Consider the following 17,571-nt stretch of genomic DNA (forward strand, 5'->3'; position numbering starts at 1 on the left):
TTCCCGTCACAGCCCGGCCAGCCGGGCTTCGCCGCGGGCGGACAGTTGTTCGCGGAGCCGGGCGCCTTCGCTCGCGGGCAGCCCGGGAATCTCGGCGCTGGTCGCGGCGGCCGCGGTGTGCAGCTTCAGTGTGCACAGGCCCAGCTGGCGTTCGACCGGGCCCACCGCGATGTCGACGTACTGCATCCGCCCGTAAGGAACCACGAGGGTGCGCTGGAAGAAAATGCCGCGCCGGATCAGGAGGTCATCCTCACGCTCGGCGTAGCCGATCGAGCGCACCTGCCGGGGAATCAGCGCGAGCCGCCACAGGGCCAGCAGCAGCGCGACCGCGGGGAGGGCGACGGCCAGCCAGACCGGCAGCCAGGTCCACACGCCGGTCAGCACCAGGATGAGGGGAAGCGACAGCAGGGCCACCGCGACCAGGGTTCCCAGCGCCCACCCCGCGAGGCGCACCGTGACGTACTTCGGGGAGACCCGGAGCCAGTCGATGCCCGGAGGATCAATCGCTTCGGTAGGCATATTCGCCTTCCGCCGACGGCTTGCTGCGTTTTCCCTGCACGCCTGGCCGGGAATCGGCGTCGCCGTCCTCGGGGGGAATCCGGCAGAACCGCTCGACGACGAGCCCGACGATCACCATGATCAGGCCGCCGCCAGCCATGGCCAGGGCCTGCCAGGTGATCTCCTGGTTGCTGCGCAGGTTCCACAGCCTCAGTTGCTCCACCACGATTCCCGCGTGCCAGCCCAGCAGGACCGAGCCGGTGTAGGCGCAGGCCTGCGCGAGGACCAGGGTCCAGGCAGCCAGGATGGGGTTGAGGATTTTCTTCTTCTTGCCGTTGCGCCACCGGAGCACGCGGATGCCCAGCACCAGCGTGAGGGCCACGATCACGCCCATGGTCACCAGGCCCGTCAGCGGCAGCACCGGGGTGGCCAGGCCGTAGCGGCCGGAGAGCATGGTGGCGAACCAGCCGGCCACGGCCAGGACCACGCAAATGGCCAGCAGGAGCAGGGGGCTGGTCAGCTTCACGGCCGCTCCGCCGCACCGGGCACGCCGGTGATCTCCGTGGCAGTGACATCCGCTGCGGCGGGGTTCTGGAAGCCGTCAAAGGTGGCAAGGTCGGCGAAATCGGCGGCTTTCGCCGCGAGATCGCCCACGCGTTCGCCGTTGAGCTCCGCCGCGGGATCGATCAGCGACCACGGATAGAGCACGAACGCCCGTTCCGCGGCCCGGGGGTGGGGCAGGGTGAGCTCGGGATCGGAGCTCACCACATCCCCGTACGTGATGATGTCCACGTCCAGGGTCCGAGGCCCCCACCGGACCTCGCGCACCCGCAAATGCTTCTGCTCCACGTCGTGGCAGTGCTCGAGCAGTCCGAGCGGCGGCAGCGACGTCTCGACGGCAATCACCATGTTCAGGAAGTCGGGCTGGTCCGGCGGACCTCCCACGGCCTTGGTCTGGACGATCGGCGAGATGGCCAGCAGGCGCACCTCCGGCGGGTCGACGAGGTCTGCAACGGCGGCGGACAGGGTGTCGCTGCGCTCCCCCAGGTTGCTGCCGAGCGCGATCACGGCACGGGTGTAGAGCGGGCTCACGTCCGCCTCCGGTGCACGCTGACGGCGACGTCGCCAAAGTCGACTTCGATCGGGGCCTTGGGCTTGTGCACGGTGATGTCCACAGCGGCGACGGCGAATTTCTGCAGGACGTCCTCGGCAATCCGCACCGCGAGGGCCTCGATCAGGTTCAGCGGCTCACCGGTGATCCAGTCCCGGATGCAGTTGGCCACCTCGCCGTAATGCGCGGTGTCCAGGACGTCGTCGGAAGCGGCCGCTTTGCTGAAGTCCAGGTGCAGCACCGCGTCGACAACGAAGGGCTGCCCGTCGCGGCGCTCGAAATCGAACACACCGTGATGGCCGACGGCGGTGACGCCGCTCAGCGTGATCTGATCCATGGTGCCGGCCGGTCAGTTGGTGCCGGCGTTGGCGGAACCGGCCGGCGCCGGGGGAACCATGCGGGCGGCGACCTTGACGGCGTCCAGGCTCGCGCCGACGTCGTGCACGCGCACAGCCCAGGCGCCGCGGAAGGCGCTGATGGCGGTCATGGCGGCGGTGGCGGCGTCGCGTTCAACCGGCTGGGCGGCCTTGCCGGCCACGGTCAGGAGGCTGCCGAGGAAGCGTTTGCGTGAGCCGGCGACGAGGACCTTGTGGCCCATGGCCTGCAGGACATCCAGGTGCTGCAGGAGCTCCCAGTTCTGGCCCTCGTTCTTGGCGAAGCCCAGTCCCGGGTCCACAATGATCTGTTCCGGCGCGACCCCGGCGGCGTACAGCTTGTCGCGGACGCCGGAGAGCTCCGTCACGACTTCCCCGGCGACGTCACGGTAGTCCGTCAGGGAGTTCATGGTGCTGGCGTCGCCGCGGCGGTGCGTGAGGATGTAGGGGACCTTGGTGCGGGCGGCGAGTTCGGCCATTTCCGGTTCCATGGTCAGGCCTGAGACGTCGTTGATGATCGCGGCGCCGGCCTTCAGGGCCGCGGCAGCCGTCGCGGCGTGGGTGGTGTCGATGCTGACCAGGGCGCCGGCCTTGACCAGGGCCTCGATGACCGGCAGGACGCGGCGCTGTTCCTCGTCAGCGCCGACTGCCGTGGCACCCGGGCGGGTGGATTCGCCACCGACGTCAATGATGTCCGCCCCGGCGTAGAACATCCGCAGCCCGGCCGCGATCGCCGTGTCCGCCGTCGCGTGGGCTCCGCCGTCGCTGAAGGAATCAGGGGTGACGTTGAGGATTCCCATCACCAGTGTCCGGTCCGTGGGCAGGTCCTGGAACTTCGCCGCCGGGCGCGGTTTGCGCAGGATGGGCAGGGGCGAAGTGGCGGGGCCGGTGCCCGGGGCTGCAGCTAGGGAGTCCATGGTCTGTGTTCTTACCTTCCGAGTATGAGGCTCATGGCTTCGGCACGGGTGGCCGGGTCATGGAGTTGCCCGCGCACTGCGCTGGTGACGGTCTTGGCGCCGGGCTTGCGGATTCCCCGCATGGACATGCACAGGTGTTCACATTCGACGACGACGATCGCGCCACGCGGATTGAGGTGCGTAACGAGGGCCTCGACTATCTGGGTGGTCAGGCGTTCCTGGACCTGCGGGCGCTTGGCGAACATGTCCACCACGCGCGCCAGCTTGCTCAGGCCCGTGACCTTGCCGTCGTGGGACGGGATATAGCCCACATGCGCCACCCCGTGGAACGGCACCAGGTGGTGCTCGCAGGTGGAATAGAACGGAATGTCCTTGACCAGCACGAGTTCCTCGTGCTCGAGGTCGAAGGTGGTGGCCAGGATCTCGGCGGGGTCGTGGTGCAGGCCTGCGAACATTTCCACGTAGGCCTTGGCCACCCGCTTCGGGGTGTCAATGAGGCCGCCGCGGTCCGGGTCCTCACCGATCGCCAGCAGGATTTCCCGTACTGCCGCTTCGATCCTGGGGCGGTCCACTTTGGACTTTGAATGCGGGGCTCCCCCGTCCCCCGCCGAAGCAGCGGCGGGGGCGGGAACGTCGTCGTCGAAGTTAGAAGTCACAGAAGAAGCCTAGCCGGGATGACCATCAGTCCCGATATCTGTTGCACCGCCCTGGAAGGACTCCTGCCCGCCGACGCCCTGGGCATGCGGGGGCTGGGCATCCAAGGGCTCTTCGAGCCGGGCGTGGGTGGCTTCCTCCTGGGCTTCACGCTCCGCCTTTTCGCGGCGTGACTCCACCGGGCCGGCGGTCTGGAGCGTGCGGGTCTCCTTGGAGAGCCAGACGTCGCGGAAGTCGCGCTTGCGGATGTGGGTGAATATTTGCGCGATTTCGGCCTGGTTCAGTGTTTCGCGTTCGAGCAGTTCCAGCGCCAGCTCGTCCAGGACATCCCGGTTCTCGGTCAGGATGGCGTAGGCCTCATCATGGGCGCCGTCGATCAGGCGGCGCACTTCCTCGTCGACGATGTAGGCGATCTGGTCCGAGTAGTTGCGCTCGTGGCCGGCGTCGCGGCCCAGGAACGGCTCGCCGCCGCCCTGGCCGAGGCGCACCGATCCGACCCGTTCGCTCATGCCGAACTCGGTGACCATCTTCCGGGCGATCCCGGTGGCCTTCTCGATGTCATTGGATGCACCCGTGGACGGATCGTGGAAGACGAGTTCCTCGGCGACGCGGCCGCCCATGGCGTAGGCCATCTGGTCGAGCAGCTCGTTGCGGGTGATGGAGTACTTGTCGTTTTCCGGGACCACCATGGTGTAGCCGAGGGCACGGCCGCGGGGCAGGATGGTGATCTTGGTGACCGGGGCGGAGTTCCGCAGGGCAGCCGCGACGAGGGCGTGGCCGCCTTCGTGGTACGCGGTGACTTTGCGTTCGTGTTCCTTCATGACCCGGCTGCGCTTCTGCGGGCCGGCCATGACGCGGTCAATCGCCTCGTCCAGGGCGCGGTCATCGATCAGGTTGGCGTTGGACCGGGCCGTCAGCAGGGCGGCCTCGTTCAGAACGTTGGCCAGGTCCGCGCCCGTGTAGCCGGGTGTCTTCTTGGCAACAGCCTTGAGGTCGACGCCGGCAGCCATCGGCTTGCCCTTGGCGTGCACCTGCAGGATCTGGTCGCGGCCGATCAAATCGGGGGCCTCAACCCCGATCTGCCGGTCAAAGCGGCCCGGACGCAGCAGGGCGGGGTCCAGGACGTCGGGGCGGTTCGTGGCGGCAATCAGGATGACGTTGGTCTTGACGTCGAAGCCGTCCATTTCCACCAGCAGCTGGTTCAGGGTCTGCTCGCGCTCGTCGTTGCCGCCGCCGATTCCGGCGCCGCGGTGCCGGCCGACGGCGTCGATCTCATCGACGAAGATGATCGCCGGCGCGTTGGACTTGGCCTGCTCGAAGAGGTCGCGGACACGGGAGGCACCCACGCCGACGAACATTTCCACGAAGTCGGAGCCTGAGATGGAGAAGAAGGGTACGCCGGCCTCGCCGGCAACCGCGCGGGCCAGGAGGGTTTTGCCGGTGCCCGGGGGGCCGTAGAGCAGCACGCCCTTGGGGATTTTGGCGCCAACGGCCTGGAACTTGGCCGGTTCCTGCAGGAATTCCTTGATCTCCTCGAGTTCCTCGACGGCCTCATCGGCGCCGGCGACATCGCTGAAGGTCACCTGGGGCATGTCCTTGTTGACGAGCTTGGCCTTGGACTTGCCGAACTGCATCACCTTGGAGCCGCCGCCCTGCATCCGGGAGAGCAGGAACCAGAACAGGACGCCGAGCAACAGCACGGGCACCAGCAGGGAGAAGAGCCCGGAGAACCAGTTGTTTTCGATCGGCTGGTCGGTGAAGCCGCCGGACGGTTTGGAGTCCGTGACGGCCTTGACGACGTCCTGGGCGCGGGCGTTGACGAAGTAGAACTGGACGTTCTTGCCCTTGTCCTGCCCGTCGACCTGAAGGTTGTCCTTCAGGACCAGGTCCACCCGGTTCTCGGCGTCAAAAATCTTGGCCTGTTCAACCTTGCCGCCGGCTGTCAGCAGCTCAAGGCCCTTGTCGGTGTCGATCCGGCTGGCGCCGCCCGGCGCAAGCGTGGCAAATGCCAGCAGCAGCATGGCCACCACGACGACAATCCAGATGCCGGGGCCCTTGAAGAAACTCTTAGCTTTCATCTGTTCGGGGCTGGCCCCGTCCCTCCTGGTAGTGCTGCACGGCGACCGGTCTGCGCGCGTGTGGTGCTGCGTCAGCTTCTAGCTATACACCGTCGCACTACCTCACGCACGGCAAAGGGCAAAAGTTCCCTGTGGGCGTAGCGGGGCCGGGCCTCCGGCCGCCCGGGGCCCGGGCGGGGTTGCCTTCGCGTGAACGATTTACTCGTAGACGTGCGGGGCCAGGGTGCCGACGAAGTCCAGGTTGCGGTACTTCTCGGCGTAGTCCAGGCCATAGCCCACCACGAACTCGTTGGGGATGTCATAGCCGACGTACTTGACGTCGATCTTGACCTTGGCGGCAGTCGGCTTACGGAAGGCGGTGCAGATTTCCACTGACGCCGTGCCGCGCGATTCCAGGTTCGTCTTGAGCCAGGACAGCGTGAGGCCGGAATCGATGATGTCCTCGACGATCAGGACGTCTTTGCCCATGAGGTCGGTGTCGAGGTCCTTCAGGATGCGGACCACGCCTGAGGACTGCGTGCCCGAGCCGTACGAGGACACGGCCATCCAGTCCATGGAGACGTGGGTGTGCAGCGCACGGGCCAGGTCTGCCATGACCATGACGGCGCCCTTGAGCACGCCGACGATCAGGAGGTCGCGGCCCTCGTAGTCCTTGTCGATCTGCGCCGCGAGTTCGGTGATCCGTTGCTGGATCTGTTCCTTGGTGTAGAGAACGTGTTTGAGGTCTGCCTGGACGTCGTTTGAATCCACCAATGGCTCCTGTGTAGATGCGGGGTGCGACTAATTTCGGGGCGGCTGTTGAGGCCGGAATACAAGCTTCCCACAGCGGGCGGCTTCGCGGGGAACACCGGCGGCGGACGGCTCCGCCGCAAGGAGCTGCGCGAGCGAGAGCCGGAAGACGCTGACCCCGCCGGGAAGCTCCACCGGGCCGGCCGATCCCTGCCGGCGCAGGAGCGCTTCCGCCGCGAGCAGCCGCTGGTAGCTGGGCTGCTGACCGCCGACGGCGGCGGCGGCCTTGGCGATCAGCCGGAACCTCACGGCCGGGGCAAGATCCCTCAGCCCGGCCTCCGGAAGGCTGATCTCCTCCCCTGTCTGCTGGCGCAGCCGCTCGAACGTGTCGTTCGCCACGTCCTCCAGATAATCGGCGTCGAGCTGCAGGATCGCGGCCGTGCGGGCGAGCGATTCGGCAACGCCGGGGCCAAGCTTGTCCTCCAGCAGGGGCAGCACCTCAACCCGGGTCCGGGAACGCGCGTACACGGGATCGGTGTTGGACGGGTCGTGCCAGGGCTCCAGGTCCTCCACCCGGCAGATCTCCAGGGTGTCCGCGCGCCGCAGGCCCAGGAACGGGCGCAGCAGCCGGCCGCGGGCCGGCCGCATCCCGGCGAGGGACCGGGTGCCCGACCCGCGCGCCAGGCCCAGGAGCACTTGTTCGGCCTGGTCATCGAGGGTGTGGCCGAGCAGGATCGCGGCTGCACCTGCCTCGTCCGCGGCGGCCTCAAGGGCCGCATGGCGGGCGTCCCGGGCGGCGGCCTCGGGGCCCGCGCCGCTGGAGGCGACGTCGACAGTCCTGATCGTCACGGGAGAGATCCCGAGCTCCTCGAGGGTCCGGGCCGTGGTGGCCGCGMCCGCGGCCGAGCCCGGCTGCAGCTGGTGGTCCACGACGACGGCGCCGACAGAGACAGGATGGCCGTCCACGTGGCCCCGGCGCCCGAAATAGGCGGCGACGGCGGCGAGAGCCAGCGAGTCCGGGCCGCCGCTGCAGGCAACCAGGACGCGGTCCGGGTAGCCGGCCGCGGCGAGGGCGTCCTGCAGCATTTTTCGTGCCGTGCCGACCACCGGCGCGAGGCGGCCGGGCCGGCGTCGTCCGCTGGAAATCGAGGTCGAACCGGCGCCGTCGGGGGCAGTCATGGCGGCTAGAGGCCCATCCGGTCGAGCCAGAGCCGGGAGTCGTGGATCTCGGGTTCGCTGGGGAGGTGGTCCGCGGACTCCCAGACTCTGTTGAAGCCTCCCATGCCGGCGGCGGCCACCACTTCCCGGACGAACTTGGCGCCGTCACTGTACTGGCGCATCTTGGCGTCGAGGCCGAGCAGGTTGCGGATGAATTTCTCGATCATGCCGCGGTCCTGGCCGCGGTCGTTGAAACGTTGCCGGATGGTCTTCACCGAGGGAACGATGCTGGCGTCCACGGCGTCCATGACCACATTGGCGTGACCCTCGAGCAGGCTCATGAGGGCAGTCAGGCGGGACAGGGCCGCCTTTTCCTCCGGGTTCTGGAGCAGGTCCAGGATGGCGCCGCGTCCGGGCGCGGCGCCGGGTGCCGCGCGGTCCTTCAGCGATTTCGCGGCCGCCGAGGCCCGTTCCATCAGGGAATCGACATTGCCCAGCAACAGTCCGCTGAGGTTTTCGATCTCCTGGAGCATGTGGTGCCGCAGCCACGGTGCGGCGGCGAACTGCACCCGGTGGGTTTGTTCGTGGAGGCAGACCCAGAGCCGGAAGTCCGCGGGTTCGACTTTCAGTTCGCGTTCCACGGAGATGATGTTCGGCGCTACGAGCAGCAGCCGTCCGGAAGCGGGGGCCGTGGAGTTTTCGGCCAGCGCTGAGAAGGGATCGTACTGGCCCAGGACTTTGCTCGAAAGGAAGGCCAGGATGGCGCCGAGCTGGCTGCCGGTGATGGCCGCGCTGACCCCGGCAGCGCCGGGGCTGATGGAACCGCGGCCCTCCAGCAGCTTTCCCATGGCGGGCTTGAGCATGACGGCGAAGCTCTGCGTGTTGGCCTTGGCCCATGAGGCCCGGTCCACGACGAGGACCTCGGAGTCACGCAGGTCCCGGGCGGCGTCCAGGCCGGTGATGTGGTGGACGTGCGGCACGGAAATGTCCGCCATGAGCCGCAGATTTTCGACGGCGGCGCCGATCTCGGCGCTGCCCAGGACGGGGCCCGCCGGCGTCAGCCGGGCTGCCGTGGACGCGGCGAGCTCCCAGTTGATGAGATCCGGGACCTGGACCGATGCCGCACTCGGCGTCTTGGGTGATGTCTCGCTTGATGTCTCGCTTGCAGAGGACTCCATGGGGTCCATCAGATCACAGGGCCCCGACAATGCGCCTTAATTTTCGCTGACCGGCGAACCGGCCGGGCTCCGGGACCTCCGGCCGAAGGGCCAGACCGGCGCGAAGAGCCAGACCTGCGCGGGGTCCCGGCCGGCCCGCGCCGTCAGCGGCAGCCGCAGCCGGCGAGGACGGCGGCGGAGCGGTCCAGCGCGGCTTTGTTCGCGGCGCCGGGGGTCAGCCCGTTGCCGACGAAGGAAAAGACCAGGAGCCGGCCGTCGGCGTCGACCACGGAACCGCTAAGCGCAATGACTGTGTTCAGTGTGCCCGTCTTGGCGCGGACCAGCCCGGCGCCCGCGGCCGAGGCCGCATCCGTGTAGCGGTCCCCCAGGGTGCCGGTGAGCCCGGCGACCGGGAACCCGCTCAGGGCGGCGCGCAGCCGGGGGTCTGTGCCCGAGGTCATGGCCCGGACCACGTCCGTGAGCTGCCGGGCCGAGACCCTGTTGGCCAGGGCCAGGCCGGAGACGTCCGCGGCCCGGAGCGAGTCAGTGGGAACGCCCATGTCCTTGACCTGCTGCAGCACGGCGGCAATGGCGTCGTCGCTGCTGCCGGGCCGGCCGACGCCGAGGGCGGTCATCCGTCCCATCACCTCGGCGAGGTAGTTGTCCGAGGTCTGCAGCATCAAGTCCACCTGCTGCCCCACCGTGGCGGACTGGACCTCGGCCAGGACTTTGGCGTGCCCGCCCTCCGGCGCGTCACCGGGCCGGCCCCGGGCGACGCCGGGGGCCACGGACAGCCCCCCGGCCGCCGCGGCCGCCGTGAGCCGGGCGGCGAACACCTCGGCGGCGGTCATGGCGGCGTCCCGCGGGCGGGGTCCGGTGGTCTTGGCGGGATCGAACCTGGCGGAGTTCAGCGCCAGCGGGTACAGCGGGGCCATCTCCCCGGCGGCTACGTCCTCTGGGCTCCACGCCTGGCTGAGCGAGGTGCCGCTGAAGAGGGAGTCATCCAGCAGGACGTTCACCGTGGCGGTGACGCCGCCGGCTTTGAGGGCATCGATAGTGGCCTTCGCGAGCGTGGTCAGCCCGGCGCGGCCCAGAACGGCGCCCGGGGCCGATTCTCCGGCGCCCAGGAGGACATCACCTCCGCCGGTCAGGACCACCGAGCCGGGGGTCGGCCCTGCCAGCACGCGGGTGCTGAAGCGGCGGTCGGGGCCCAGGACACGCAGGGCCGCACCGGCTGTGAGGAGCTTCATGTTCGACGCCGGAACGCGGGCCTCGTCGGCAGCCCGGTCGAAGAGGACCTGCCCCGTCGCGGCGTCCTGGACGATGCCGGTGAAGGTGCCGGCGCCGTCGGGCCTAAGGGTCTTGTTCAACTGCGCGGCGAGGGCGGCCCCGGCCGGAACCGGCGCGGAAGTGCTGAGGGGCCCGACTGCCCCCAAACTGTTGCCGGGAGGGCTCAATGTGGCGGGGATCTGCTGCCAGGGCGGTGCTGTCTGCGAGGCGTCGGATGACCCGTCATGGCTGAGGAACGCCGGGGAGATGGCGATGCCGGCCGGCACAGCCACTGCCACCACGAGGAGGGTCTGGAGCAGCAGCGCGGGCATCCTGCGACCCCTGCCGGGCACCGGCTGGGTACCCTCGCGGCTGGTTCTCGGTTTCATGCTGCTGCTGGTCCTTAGTCCTGAAATGTCCCCACTAGTTCCTGAAACCAGCGCCTCTCGCTATATCCTCAATAGTAGTCGGCGGCACCGACAGCCCTTATGCACGTGCCGCGCACCCCCTGAATTCGTCGAGGAGCATTCCATGAAGCATGACGTGACCATCGAGATCCCCAAAGGATCGCGCGTCAAGTACGAAGTCGACCACGAGACCGGCCGCGTCCGCCTGGACCGCGTCCTGTTCACGTCGATGCAGTACCCCACCCACTACGGTTTCTTCGAGAACACCCTGGGTGAGGATGGAGATCCGCTGGACGCGCTGGTGCTCCTGCAGGACTTCGACCTCTACCCCGGCGTGATCGTCGAGTCCCGCCCGATCGGCGTGTTCAACATGACCGACGACGGCGGCGGCGACGCCAAGGTCCTGTGCGTCCCGACCGATGCCCGGTTCGACCACATCAAAGAGATCAGCGATGTCAGCGAGTTCCTGATCAAGGAAATCGAGCACTTCTTTACCCGTTACAAGGACCTGGAGCCGGGCAAGTGGGTCAAGGCCGAGGGCTGGGGCGACCGTGCCGCCGCCGAAGCCGAACTGGCAGCCTCCATCAAGCGTTACGTTCCGGCAGCCGGCCACTGACCGTTCCTGTACTCCAGCGCGGGGTCACATACCGCCCATCCGGGGTTCCGGAACGGGCGGTACGTGACCCCGCGTTTTTGTTGGGCGTTTTTCGATCGGCGTTCAGTCAAGTGGCTGGGGCGCGGTGATGCGGACTCTCGGCGTCGACCTCGCTGCCGCCGCGAAGAAGACGGCAGCGGCCGTCATCGAATGGGATCACGGCGCGGCGCGCCTGGCGCATCTGTCGTTGGACGTGGGCGACGAGGAGATCCTCCGCCTCTTCGGCACCAGCGCCATGACGGGGATCGATTCCCCGCTGGGCTGGCCGGACGCGTTTCTTCCCTTCATCGCCGGGCACCTGAGCTTTGAACCACATCCAGTGCTGGACCATGACGGGATCGAGGGCCGCCGGCTGCTCGCCTACCGCGACACCGACCGTTTCGTCACCGGCAGCACCGGCCTGATCCCGCTCAGCATCTCCGCGGACCGGCTGGCCCACCCGGCGATGCGTTGCGCGGTGATCCAGGCGAAGATCGCAAAGGAGTACGGGCCGCAGGCCAGGGACGGCAGCGGCCGGCTTGCCGAGGTGTACCCGGCGGCGTCGCTGAAACTCTGGGGGATCCATGCCCGCGGCTACAAGGGGCGCGGGGCGCCGGAGGCGGAAAAGCTGTCCTCAGCGGTGGCGGATCTGGCCGTGAAGGCGCCGTGGCTGGACCTGGCGGAGTACCGGGCCGATCTTGCGGCGTCCGATGACATGTTCGATGCCCTCATCGCCGCCCTGTCCGCGCGGGCCGTCGCCGTCGGCGCGACGCTGCGGCCCGGGCCCGGGCACGCCGCGGCTGCCTTGACCGAAGGCTGGATCCATCTGCCCCGGGGCGGGCTGCAGGAGCTCCCGGGCTAGCCCGGCGGGCACTGCTCAAATCCGCAGCGACCAGCTGCTGATCTCCGCCGGGTCCTCACCGTACTGCCGGGTGTGGTCGCGGGCCCGCATGCGGCTGTCCTGCAGGGACTGGCGCAGCAGCGAGTGCCTCCCGGCCAGTCCGGGGACCCGGTCGATCGCGTCAATTGCCAGCTGGAAGCGGTCGATTCCGTTCAGCATGGCCATGTCGAAGGGGGTCGTGGTGGTGCCTTCCTCCTTGTAGCCGCGAACATGCAGGCCCTCCCGGTTGGTGCGCCGGTAGGTGAGCCGGTGGATCAGCGCGGGGTAGCCGTGATAGGCGAAGATCACCGGTTTGTCCGCCGTGAAGATGCCGTCGAAGTCCCGGGCCGTCAGCCCGTGCGGGTGCTCGCTGGCGTCCTGGAGCCGCATGAGGTCCACGACGTTGACCACCCGCACTTTCAGCCCGGGCGCCCCCTGCTTCAGGAGCTCGGCCGCGGCGACGGTTTCGACCGTGGGGACGTCGCCGGCGCAGGCAAGGACGACGTCGGGCTCCTCACCGGCGACTTCGGAGCCGGCGAACTCCCAGATGCCCAGGCCCCGGCGGCAATGGTGCGAGGCCGCGTCAGGCCCGAGCCAGGTTGGCGAGGGCTGCTTGCCGCTGACCACGATGTTGACGTAGTCGCGGGAGGCCAGGCAATGCTCCATCACGGCCAGAAGCGTGTTGGCGTCCGGGGGCAGGTAGACCCGGATGATTTCGGCCTTCTTGTTCACGGCGTGGTCGATGAAGCCGGGATCCTGGTGCGAAAAGCCGTTGTGATCCTGCTGCCACACGTGGGAGGACAAGAGGTAGTTCAGTGAGGCCACGGGCTGGCGCCACGGCAGCTGCCGGTGGACTTTGAGCCATTTGGCGTGCTGGTTGAACATCGAATCGATGATGTGAATGAACGCCTCGTAGCAGTTGAACACCCCGTGCCGTCCCGTCAGCAGATATCCCTCTAGCCAGCCCTGGCAGAGGTGTTCGCTGAGGACTTCCATTACCCGCCCGGCGCGGGCAATATGCTCATCCAGCGCATCAATCCTGTACTGCCAGACCTTGTCGGTGGCCTCGTAGACGCCCTGCAGCCGGTTCGATGCCGTCTCGTCGGGGCCGAAGAGCCGGAAGGTCTCGGGGTTCAGCGCAATGACGTCGCGCAGCCAGGGGCCGAGCGTCACCATGGGGCTGATCCTTTCGATGCCGGGCTCGGCGACGTCGACGGCGTGCCGGCGGTAGTCCGGCAGGTTGAGCGGGCGCAGCAGGATCCCGCCGTTGGCATGGGGGGTTGCGCTCATCCGCAGCGCACCGGCCGGGGCGTTCCTGGCCGTCTCCGGCCTCAGGCGTCCGCGATCGTCGAAGAGTTCCGCCGGCCGGTAGGACTCGAGCCACTGCTGCAGCTGGCTCAGGTGCCCAGGATTGGTGCGAACCTCGTTCAGCGGAACCTGGTGGCTGCGCCAGGTGCCCTCCACCTGCTCCCCGTCCACCGTCTTGGGCCCGGTCCAGCCCTTGGGCGAACGGAGCACGATCATGGGCCACTGCGCAGCACCGTCCTGCGCAGTGCCGTCCTGCGCAGTGCCGTCCTGCGCAGTGCCGCTGCGGTGGCGCTGCTGGATGGTCCGGATCCCGGCCAGGCAGGCGTCCAGTGCGGCCGCGAAATCCCGGTGCGCCGCGGCTGTGTCGGCCGGATCGGCCACGGTGACGAAATGGGGGACGTGCCCGTAGCCGCGCAGCAGCTGTTCCAGCTGGGCCTCGGGCATACGGGCCAAAATCGTGGGGTTGGCGATCTTGTAACCGTTGAGGTGCAGGATGGGCAGCACAGCGCCGTCGGCCGCCGGGTTAAGGAAGTTGTGCGAATGCCAGCTGGCAGCCAGCGGCCCGGTCTCGGCTTCGCCGTCACCGATGACGACGGCCGTGATCAGGTCCGGGTTGTCGAAGACAGACCCATACGCGTGTGCCAGCGAGTAGCCGAGCTCGCCGCCTTCGCTGATCGAACCGGGGGTCTCCGGGGCGGCGTGGCTTGGAATGCCGCCGGGGTAGGAGAACTGCCTGAACAGCTCGGACAGGCCGGCTTCGTCGTTACCAACGTGGCCGTAAATTTCCGAATAGGTCCCCTCCAGCCAGGCGTTGGCGACCACCGCGGGGCCGCCATGGCCGGGACCGGCGATGAAGAGCATCTGCTGGCTGTCCCGGCGGATAGCCCGGTTCAGGTGGGCATAGACAAAATTCAGTCCGGGTGTGGTCCCCCAGTGACCAAGGAGCCTGGACTTCGTGTGTTCCGCGCGGAGGGGTTCGCGCAGCAGCGGATTGGACCGGAGGTAGATTTGCCCCACCGAGACGTAGTTCGCCGCCCGCCACCAGCGGTCCACCAGGTCCAGGGCCGCGGTGTCCAGGATCCCTGTGTCCAGGACCGCATTGTCCAGGGACGAGCCCTCGGCCGGCATCTGTGCGCGGGTGGTTCCATTCACGTCACTACTCACTGGGATCCTCGCCTCGTGGTTCCTGCGTCGGCACATTTGGTCCATCGCAACACGTTCGGCGGACGGGGCACAACCCCGGTCCGTCACCGGCCGCCGGCAACTTGCCCCGCAAGTGCCAGCAGGTAGTGTGTCATCCAGAATGTTCACGCTGACCATCAATCAAACCGACAGCCGGCGCGACGGCGACCGCGTGCCGCAGCTCCTCAAGGACCTGCGGCACATTCCGGCGCGCCTTGATTTCGATCGTTCCGTTGAGGATGAGGTCCAAGGGATCCTGGACTGTCCGCATCAGACGGTGGAAGCGGCCATGATCGCCCTGCGCAGCGGCAGCTGGTACGTGGGCATTGGCGTGGGCCCGGTCAATGAACCCCTGCCGAACCAGATCAAGGACGCCTCCGGGCACGGGCTGATCTACGCCCGGCGCGCGGTGGATCGTCTCCGGAACCACAAGGACCGCGTCCGGGTGGCCGTGGAGGGCCCGCTGGCCGATCTTGCCGCAGAGGCGGAAGCCGTGCTGCGCCTCCTGGGCCACATCGTGCACGACCGCAGCCAGGCGGAATGGCGGGTACTGGACCTGCTCACCCCGGGGGTTCGGGGTCAGCAGAAGACGGTCGCAGAGGAACTCGGGATCACCACCCAGGCCGTGAGCAAGGCCGTGGCCCGGTCCCAGTGGAACGAAGAGCACGCGGCCCGGCCCGCTGCGGCGCGGCTCCTGAGCCTCATCCTCGACGTCCGCTAGCCCGTCCCGGCCCCTCCTCGGAACCGCCCGACCGTTTGCCGCGCCCTTGAGGCCTTAGAGGAGGCTGCGAAGCACGTGCGCGGCGCCGTCGTCGTAGACCGATTTCGTCACTTCGTCAGCAGCGGCAATCACCTCAACGGGGGCCTGGCCCATGGCCACGCCGCGGCGCGCCCAGGTCAGCATCTCGATGTCATTGCGGCCGTCGCCGACGGCGACAGTACGGTGCGTTTCGATGCTGAGCCGGTCGCGGAGCTGTTCCAGTGCGCTGGCCTTCGTGACACCGGCAGCGGCGATGTCCAGCCACGCCGTCCAGCCCACCGAATACGTGACGCCGGCGAGCCCGATGTGGCGGATCGCGGTGTTGAATTCTTCGGGCGTATTCTCCGAGCTGAAGACCACCACGCGCACGGCGGTAGCCTCCAGCATGGTCTGGAAGTCGACGCCGACCGCTTCGACGCCGAAGCTGGCGTCCTGGAAGCGTTCTGTGGACAGGAAGTTGCCGTCCCCGTCCTCGAGCGCGTACTTGGCCGAGGGCAACCGCTTGCGCAGCGCGCGAAGGACCGGCCCGGGGTCAAACGTTGCCTTGTGGAGGATTTCGTAGCCCTCGGGCAGTCCGGAGTCGACGCGCAGGATCACACCGCCGTTGGAGCACACGGCGTAACCGTTCTCGATCCCGATATGTTCGATGACGGGCAATGTGGCGTTGAGGGAGCGGCCGGTCGCGATCATGACGTGGTGGCCTGCGGCCACCACGGCCTGGGCGGCCTCTCGGACAGGAACCGACATATGCCCGTCGTGGTCCACAAGGGTGCCATCGACGTCCAGGGCGATCAGCATCTTGTCGCCGGCTCGGTTCCGGGAGTTTCCCACCCGGGCCGCGCTGGCCGGGGCCGCCGTGTTCTGGTCTGTCGTGTTCTGGTTTGTCATGTTCTGGTGTGTGGTGCGCCGGTCATCGTTGCCGGCGACTGAGGATTCAGTCATTGTTGTCATCTCACAAGTAGAGCAGAGACCCCCGACTGCCGCTAGGACACACGCCACAGCAAGGCGTGAACTTGCGGTAAACACCCACATAATGTCCTTGTTGTGGGCGTTTACCCGGCGGCCATCGGAGGCCTGGCTGGGGTCGGGACCGGGGTTAGAGGACGGGGAAAACCGTCATGCCGCCGAGGTACTTCTGCAGGGCGGCGGGGACGTTGACGGAGCCGTCGGGGTTCTGGTGGTGCTCCAGGATGGCGACGATCCAGCGGGTGGTGGCCAGGGTGCCGTTGAGCGTGGCGACCGCCCGCGTGCCCTTGGGCGCGCCGTCCTCGTTCAGAACCCGTTCCCGGATGTTCAGCCGGCGCGCCTGGAACGTGGTGCAGTTCGACGTCGAGGTCAGCTCCCGATATGCGCCCTGGGTGGGGACCCAGGCCTCACAGTCAAACTTCCGGGCCGCGGAATTGCCCAGATCGCCGGCGGCGGTGTCAATGACGCGGTACGGGAGCTCGCACTTGGCCAGCATCTCCTCTTCCCATGCCAGCAGGCGGGCGTGCTCGGCGGCAGCGTCCTCAACCGTGGTGTAGATGAACATCTCCACCTTGTTGAACTGGTGGACCCGGATGATGCCGCGGGTGTCCTTGCCGTGCGAGCCCGCCTCGCGCCGGTAGCACGAGCTCTGGCCGGCATAGCGGATGGGGCCGGCCGAAAGGTCCAGGATCTCGTCGGCGTGGTAGCCGGCGAGGGCCACCTCCGAGGTGCCCACGAGGTACAGGTCGTCTTCGGCGAGACGGTAGATCTCGGCGTCGTGCTTGACGTCAAAGCCGGTGCCCTGCATGGTTTCCGGGCGGACCAGGGTGGGCGTGATCATGGGGACGAACCCGGCGTCGATCGCCTGTTCCATGGCCATCTGGAGCAGCGCCATTTCAAGCCGGGCGCCGACGCCGCGCAGGAAGTAGAAGCGTGAACCGGAAACCTTCGCCCCGCGTTCCATGTCGATGGCCCCGATCAGCTCGCCGATCTCGAGGTGGTCCTTCGGCTCGAAGTCGGGGAATTCGCGCGGCGCGCCCACCGTCTTGACCACAATGTAGTCGTCCTCACCGCCGGCCGGGACGCCGTCCTCGATCAGGTTGGGGATGGTCCGGAGGAGTTCGTCCTGGGCGGCCTGGACGAGATCGGCCTCGGCCGATGCCGCTTTGACGGAGGCCGCCAGAGCCTTGACCTCGGCGAGGAGGGCCTGCTTTTCCTCGCCCTTGGCCTGCGCGACCTTCTTCCCGTACGCATTCTGCTCGGCCCGCAGGTTCTCGAACCGGATCAGGGCTGCCCGCCGGGCCGAGTCCCCAGCGATGATCGCGTCCACCGCGGATTCGTCGGCGCCTCGGGCGCGCTGGCTGGCACGGAACTTGTCCGGATTTTCGCTGAGGTCTTTTACGTCGATCACCAGACAAGAGTATCCAATCCGGTCACGGTTGCCCGGCAAGCCGGCCTGCATGCGCTGGCGGGATACTGTTGGATCACA

At 68.0% G+C, this 17,571-nt stretch carries 17 protein-coding genes; 3 read left to right on the top strand and 14 right to left on the bottom strand.

What is annotated here, in order from left to right; genetic code table 11:
• Window positions 1-6: 6 nt before the first annotated feature.
• The 11 genes from AC1D0A_RS07265 to dacB form a co-directional block, all read right to left on the bottom strand.
• Entirely contained in the window at window positions 7-519 is a 513-nt protein-coding gene (locus AC1D0A_RS07265; RefSeq protein ID WP_243178305.1) for a PH domain-containing protein, read from the bottom strand.
• The gene (locus tag AC1D0A_RS07270) at window positions 500-1,024 is read right to left on the bottom strand and encodes a DUF3180 domain-containing protein (protein ID WP_028276927.1); all 525 of its coding nucleotides are present in this window, start codon (window positions 1,022-1,024) and stop codon (window positions 500-502) included. Before AC1D0A_RS07270 ends, AC1D0A_RS07265 begins: the two co-directional genes overlap by 20 nt.
• Complete coding sequence (folK, locus tag AC1D0A_RS07275) at window positions 1,021-1,590, bottom strand: 2-amino-4-hydroxy-6-hydroxymethyldihydropteridine diphosphokinase (RefSeq protein ID WP_243178304.1); 570 nt, start codon at window positions 1,588-1,590, stop codon at window positions 1,021-1,023. The genes AC1D0A_RS07270 and folK overlap by 4 nt, the downstream gene beginning before the upstream one ends.
• A complete protein-coding gene (folB, locus tag AC1D0A_RS07280; RefSeq protein WP_223914703.1) occupies window positions 1,587-1,946 on the bottom strand; it encodes a dihydroneopterin aldolase in 360 nt (119 codons plus the stop codon). The genes folK and folB overlap by 4 nt, the downstream gene beginning before the upstream one ends.
• Before the next feature lie 12 nt (window positions 1,947-1,958).
• Entirely contained in the window at window positions 1,959-2,900 is a 942-nt protein-coding gene (gene folP / locus AC1D0A_RS07285) for a dihydropteroate synthase (RefSeq protein ID WP_476945465.1), read from the bottom strand.
• Window positions 2,901-2,911: 11 nt separating this feature from the next.
• Window positions 2,912-3,556 (bottom strand): GTP cyclohydrolase I FolE, encoded by a 645-nt coding sequence (folE, locus tag AC1D0A_RS07290; protein ID WP_230007204.1) that lies wholly within the window; start codon window positions 3,554-3,556, stop codon window positions 2,912-2,914.
• 9 nt (window positions 3,557-3,565) lie between these two features.
• The gene (gene ftsH, locus AC1D0A_RS07295) at window positions 3,566-5,632 is read right to left on the bottom strand and encodes an ATP-dependent zinc metalloprotease FtsH (RefSeq protein ID WP_028276931.1); all 2,067 of its coding nucleotides are present in this window, start codon (window positions 5,630-5,632) and stop codon (window positions 3,566-3,568) included.
• A gap of 198 nt (window positions 5,633-5,830) precedes the next feature.
• Window positions 5,831-6,382, bottom strand: a complete 552-nt coding sequence (gene hpt / locus AC1D0A_RS07300; RefSeq protein ID WP_018774939.1) for a hypoxanthine phosphoribosyltransferase — start codon at window positions 6,380-6,382, stop codon at window positions 5,831-5,833.
• A gap of 30 nt (window positions 6,383-6,412) precedes the next feature.
• Window positions 6,413-7,447 carry a tRNA lysidine(34) synthetase TilS gene (gene tilS / locus AC1D0A_RS07305; protein WP_476945512.1) on the bottom strand — a complete coding sequence of 345 codons (1,035 nt, stop codon included), beginning with the start codon at window positions 7,445-7,447 and terminating at the stop codon, window positions 6,413-6,415.
• Between the two features lie 98 nt (window positions 7,448-7,545).
• Window positions 7,546-8,706 (bottom strand): zinc-dependent metalloprotease, encoded by a 1,161-nt coding sequence (locus AC1D0A_RS07310; protein WP_028276932.1) that lies wholly within the window; start codon window positions 8,704-8,706, stop codon window positions 7,546-7,548.
• A 134-nt stretch (window positions 8,707-8,840) separates the two neighbouring features.
• Window positions 8,841-10,334 (bottom strand): D-alanyl-D-alanine carboxypeptidase/D-alanyl-D-alanine endopeptidase, encoded by a 1,494-nt coding sequence (gene dacB, locus AC1D0A_RS07315; RefSeq protein ID WP_439954092.1) that lies wholly within the window; start codon window positions 10,332-10,334, stop codon window positions 8,841-8,843.
• 142 nt (window positions 10,335-10,476) lie between these two features.
• Between dacB and AC1D0A_RS07320 the strand changes: the two genes are divergently transcribed.
• Window positions 10,477-10,968, top strand: a complete 492-nt coding sequence (locus tag AC1D0A_RS07320; RefSeq protein ID WP_018774943.1) for an inorganic diphosphatase — start codon at window positions 10,477-10,479, stop codon at window positions 10,966-10,968.
• Window positions 10,969-11,095: 127 nt separating this feature from the next.
• Window positions 11,096-11,848, top strand: coding sequence for a DUF429 domain-containing protein (locus AC1D0A_RS07325; protein ID WP_476945466.1), 753 nt, complete (start codon window positions 11,096-11,098; stop codon window positions 11,846-11,848).
• 15 nt (window positions 11,849-11,863) lie between these two features.
• Here the strand turns inward: AC1D0A_RS07325 and AC1D0A_RS07330 are convergent, their stop codons facing one another.
• Window positions 11,864-14,302 carry a phosphoketolase family protein gene (locus AC1D0A_RS07330; RefSeq protein ID WP_476945513.1) on the bottom strand — a complete coding sequence of 813 codons (2,439 nt, stop codon included), beginning with the start codon at window positions 14,300-14,302 and terminating at the stop codon, window positions 11,864-11,866.
• A gap of 175 nt (window positions 14,303-14,477) precedes the next feature.
• On the opposite strand from AC1D0A_RS07330, the gene AC1D0A_RS07335 reads away from it, so the two are divergent.
• Entirely contained in the window at window positions 14,478-15,077 is a 600-nt protein-coding gene (locus AC1D0A_RS07335; RefSeq protein WP_243178301.1) for a hypothetical protein, read from the top strand.
• Between the two features lie 54 nt (window positions 15,078-15,131).
• On the opposite strand, the gene AC1D0A_RS07340 is transcribed toward AC1D0A_RS07335, so the two are convergent.
• A complete protein-coding gene (locus tag AC1D0A_RS07340; RefSeq protein ID WP_476942699.1) occupies window positions 15,132-16,067 on the bottom strand; it encodes an HAD family hydrolase in 936 nt (311 codons plus the stop codon).
• 145 nt (window positions 16,068-16,212) lie between these two features.
• The gene (gene serS, locus AC1D0A_RS07345; RefSeq protein ID WP_028275985.1) at window positions 16,213-17,493 is read right to left on the bottom strand and encodes a serine--tRNA ligase; all 1,281 of its coding nucleotides are present in this window, start codon (window positions 17,491-17,493) and stop codon (window positions 16,213-16,215) included.
• Window positions 17,494-17,571 lie beyond the last annotated feature (78 nt).

This window comes from Arthrobacter sp. P1_D4 (genome assembly GCF_056406115.1).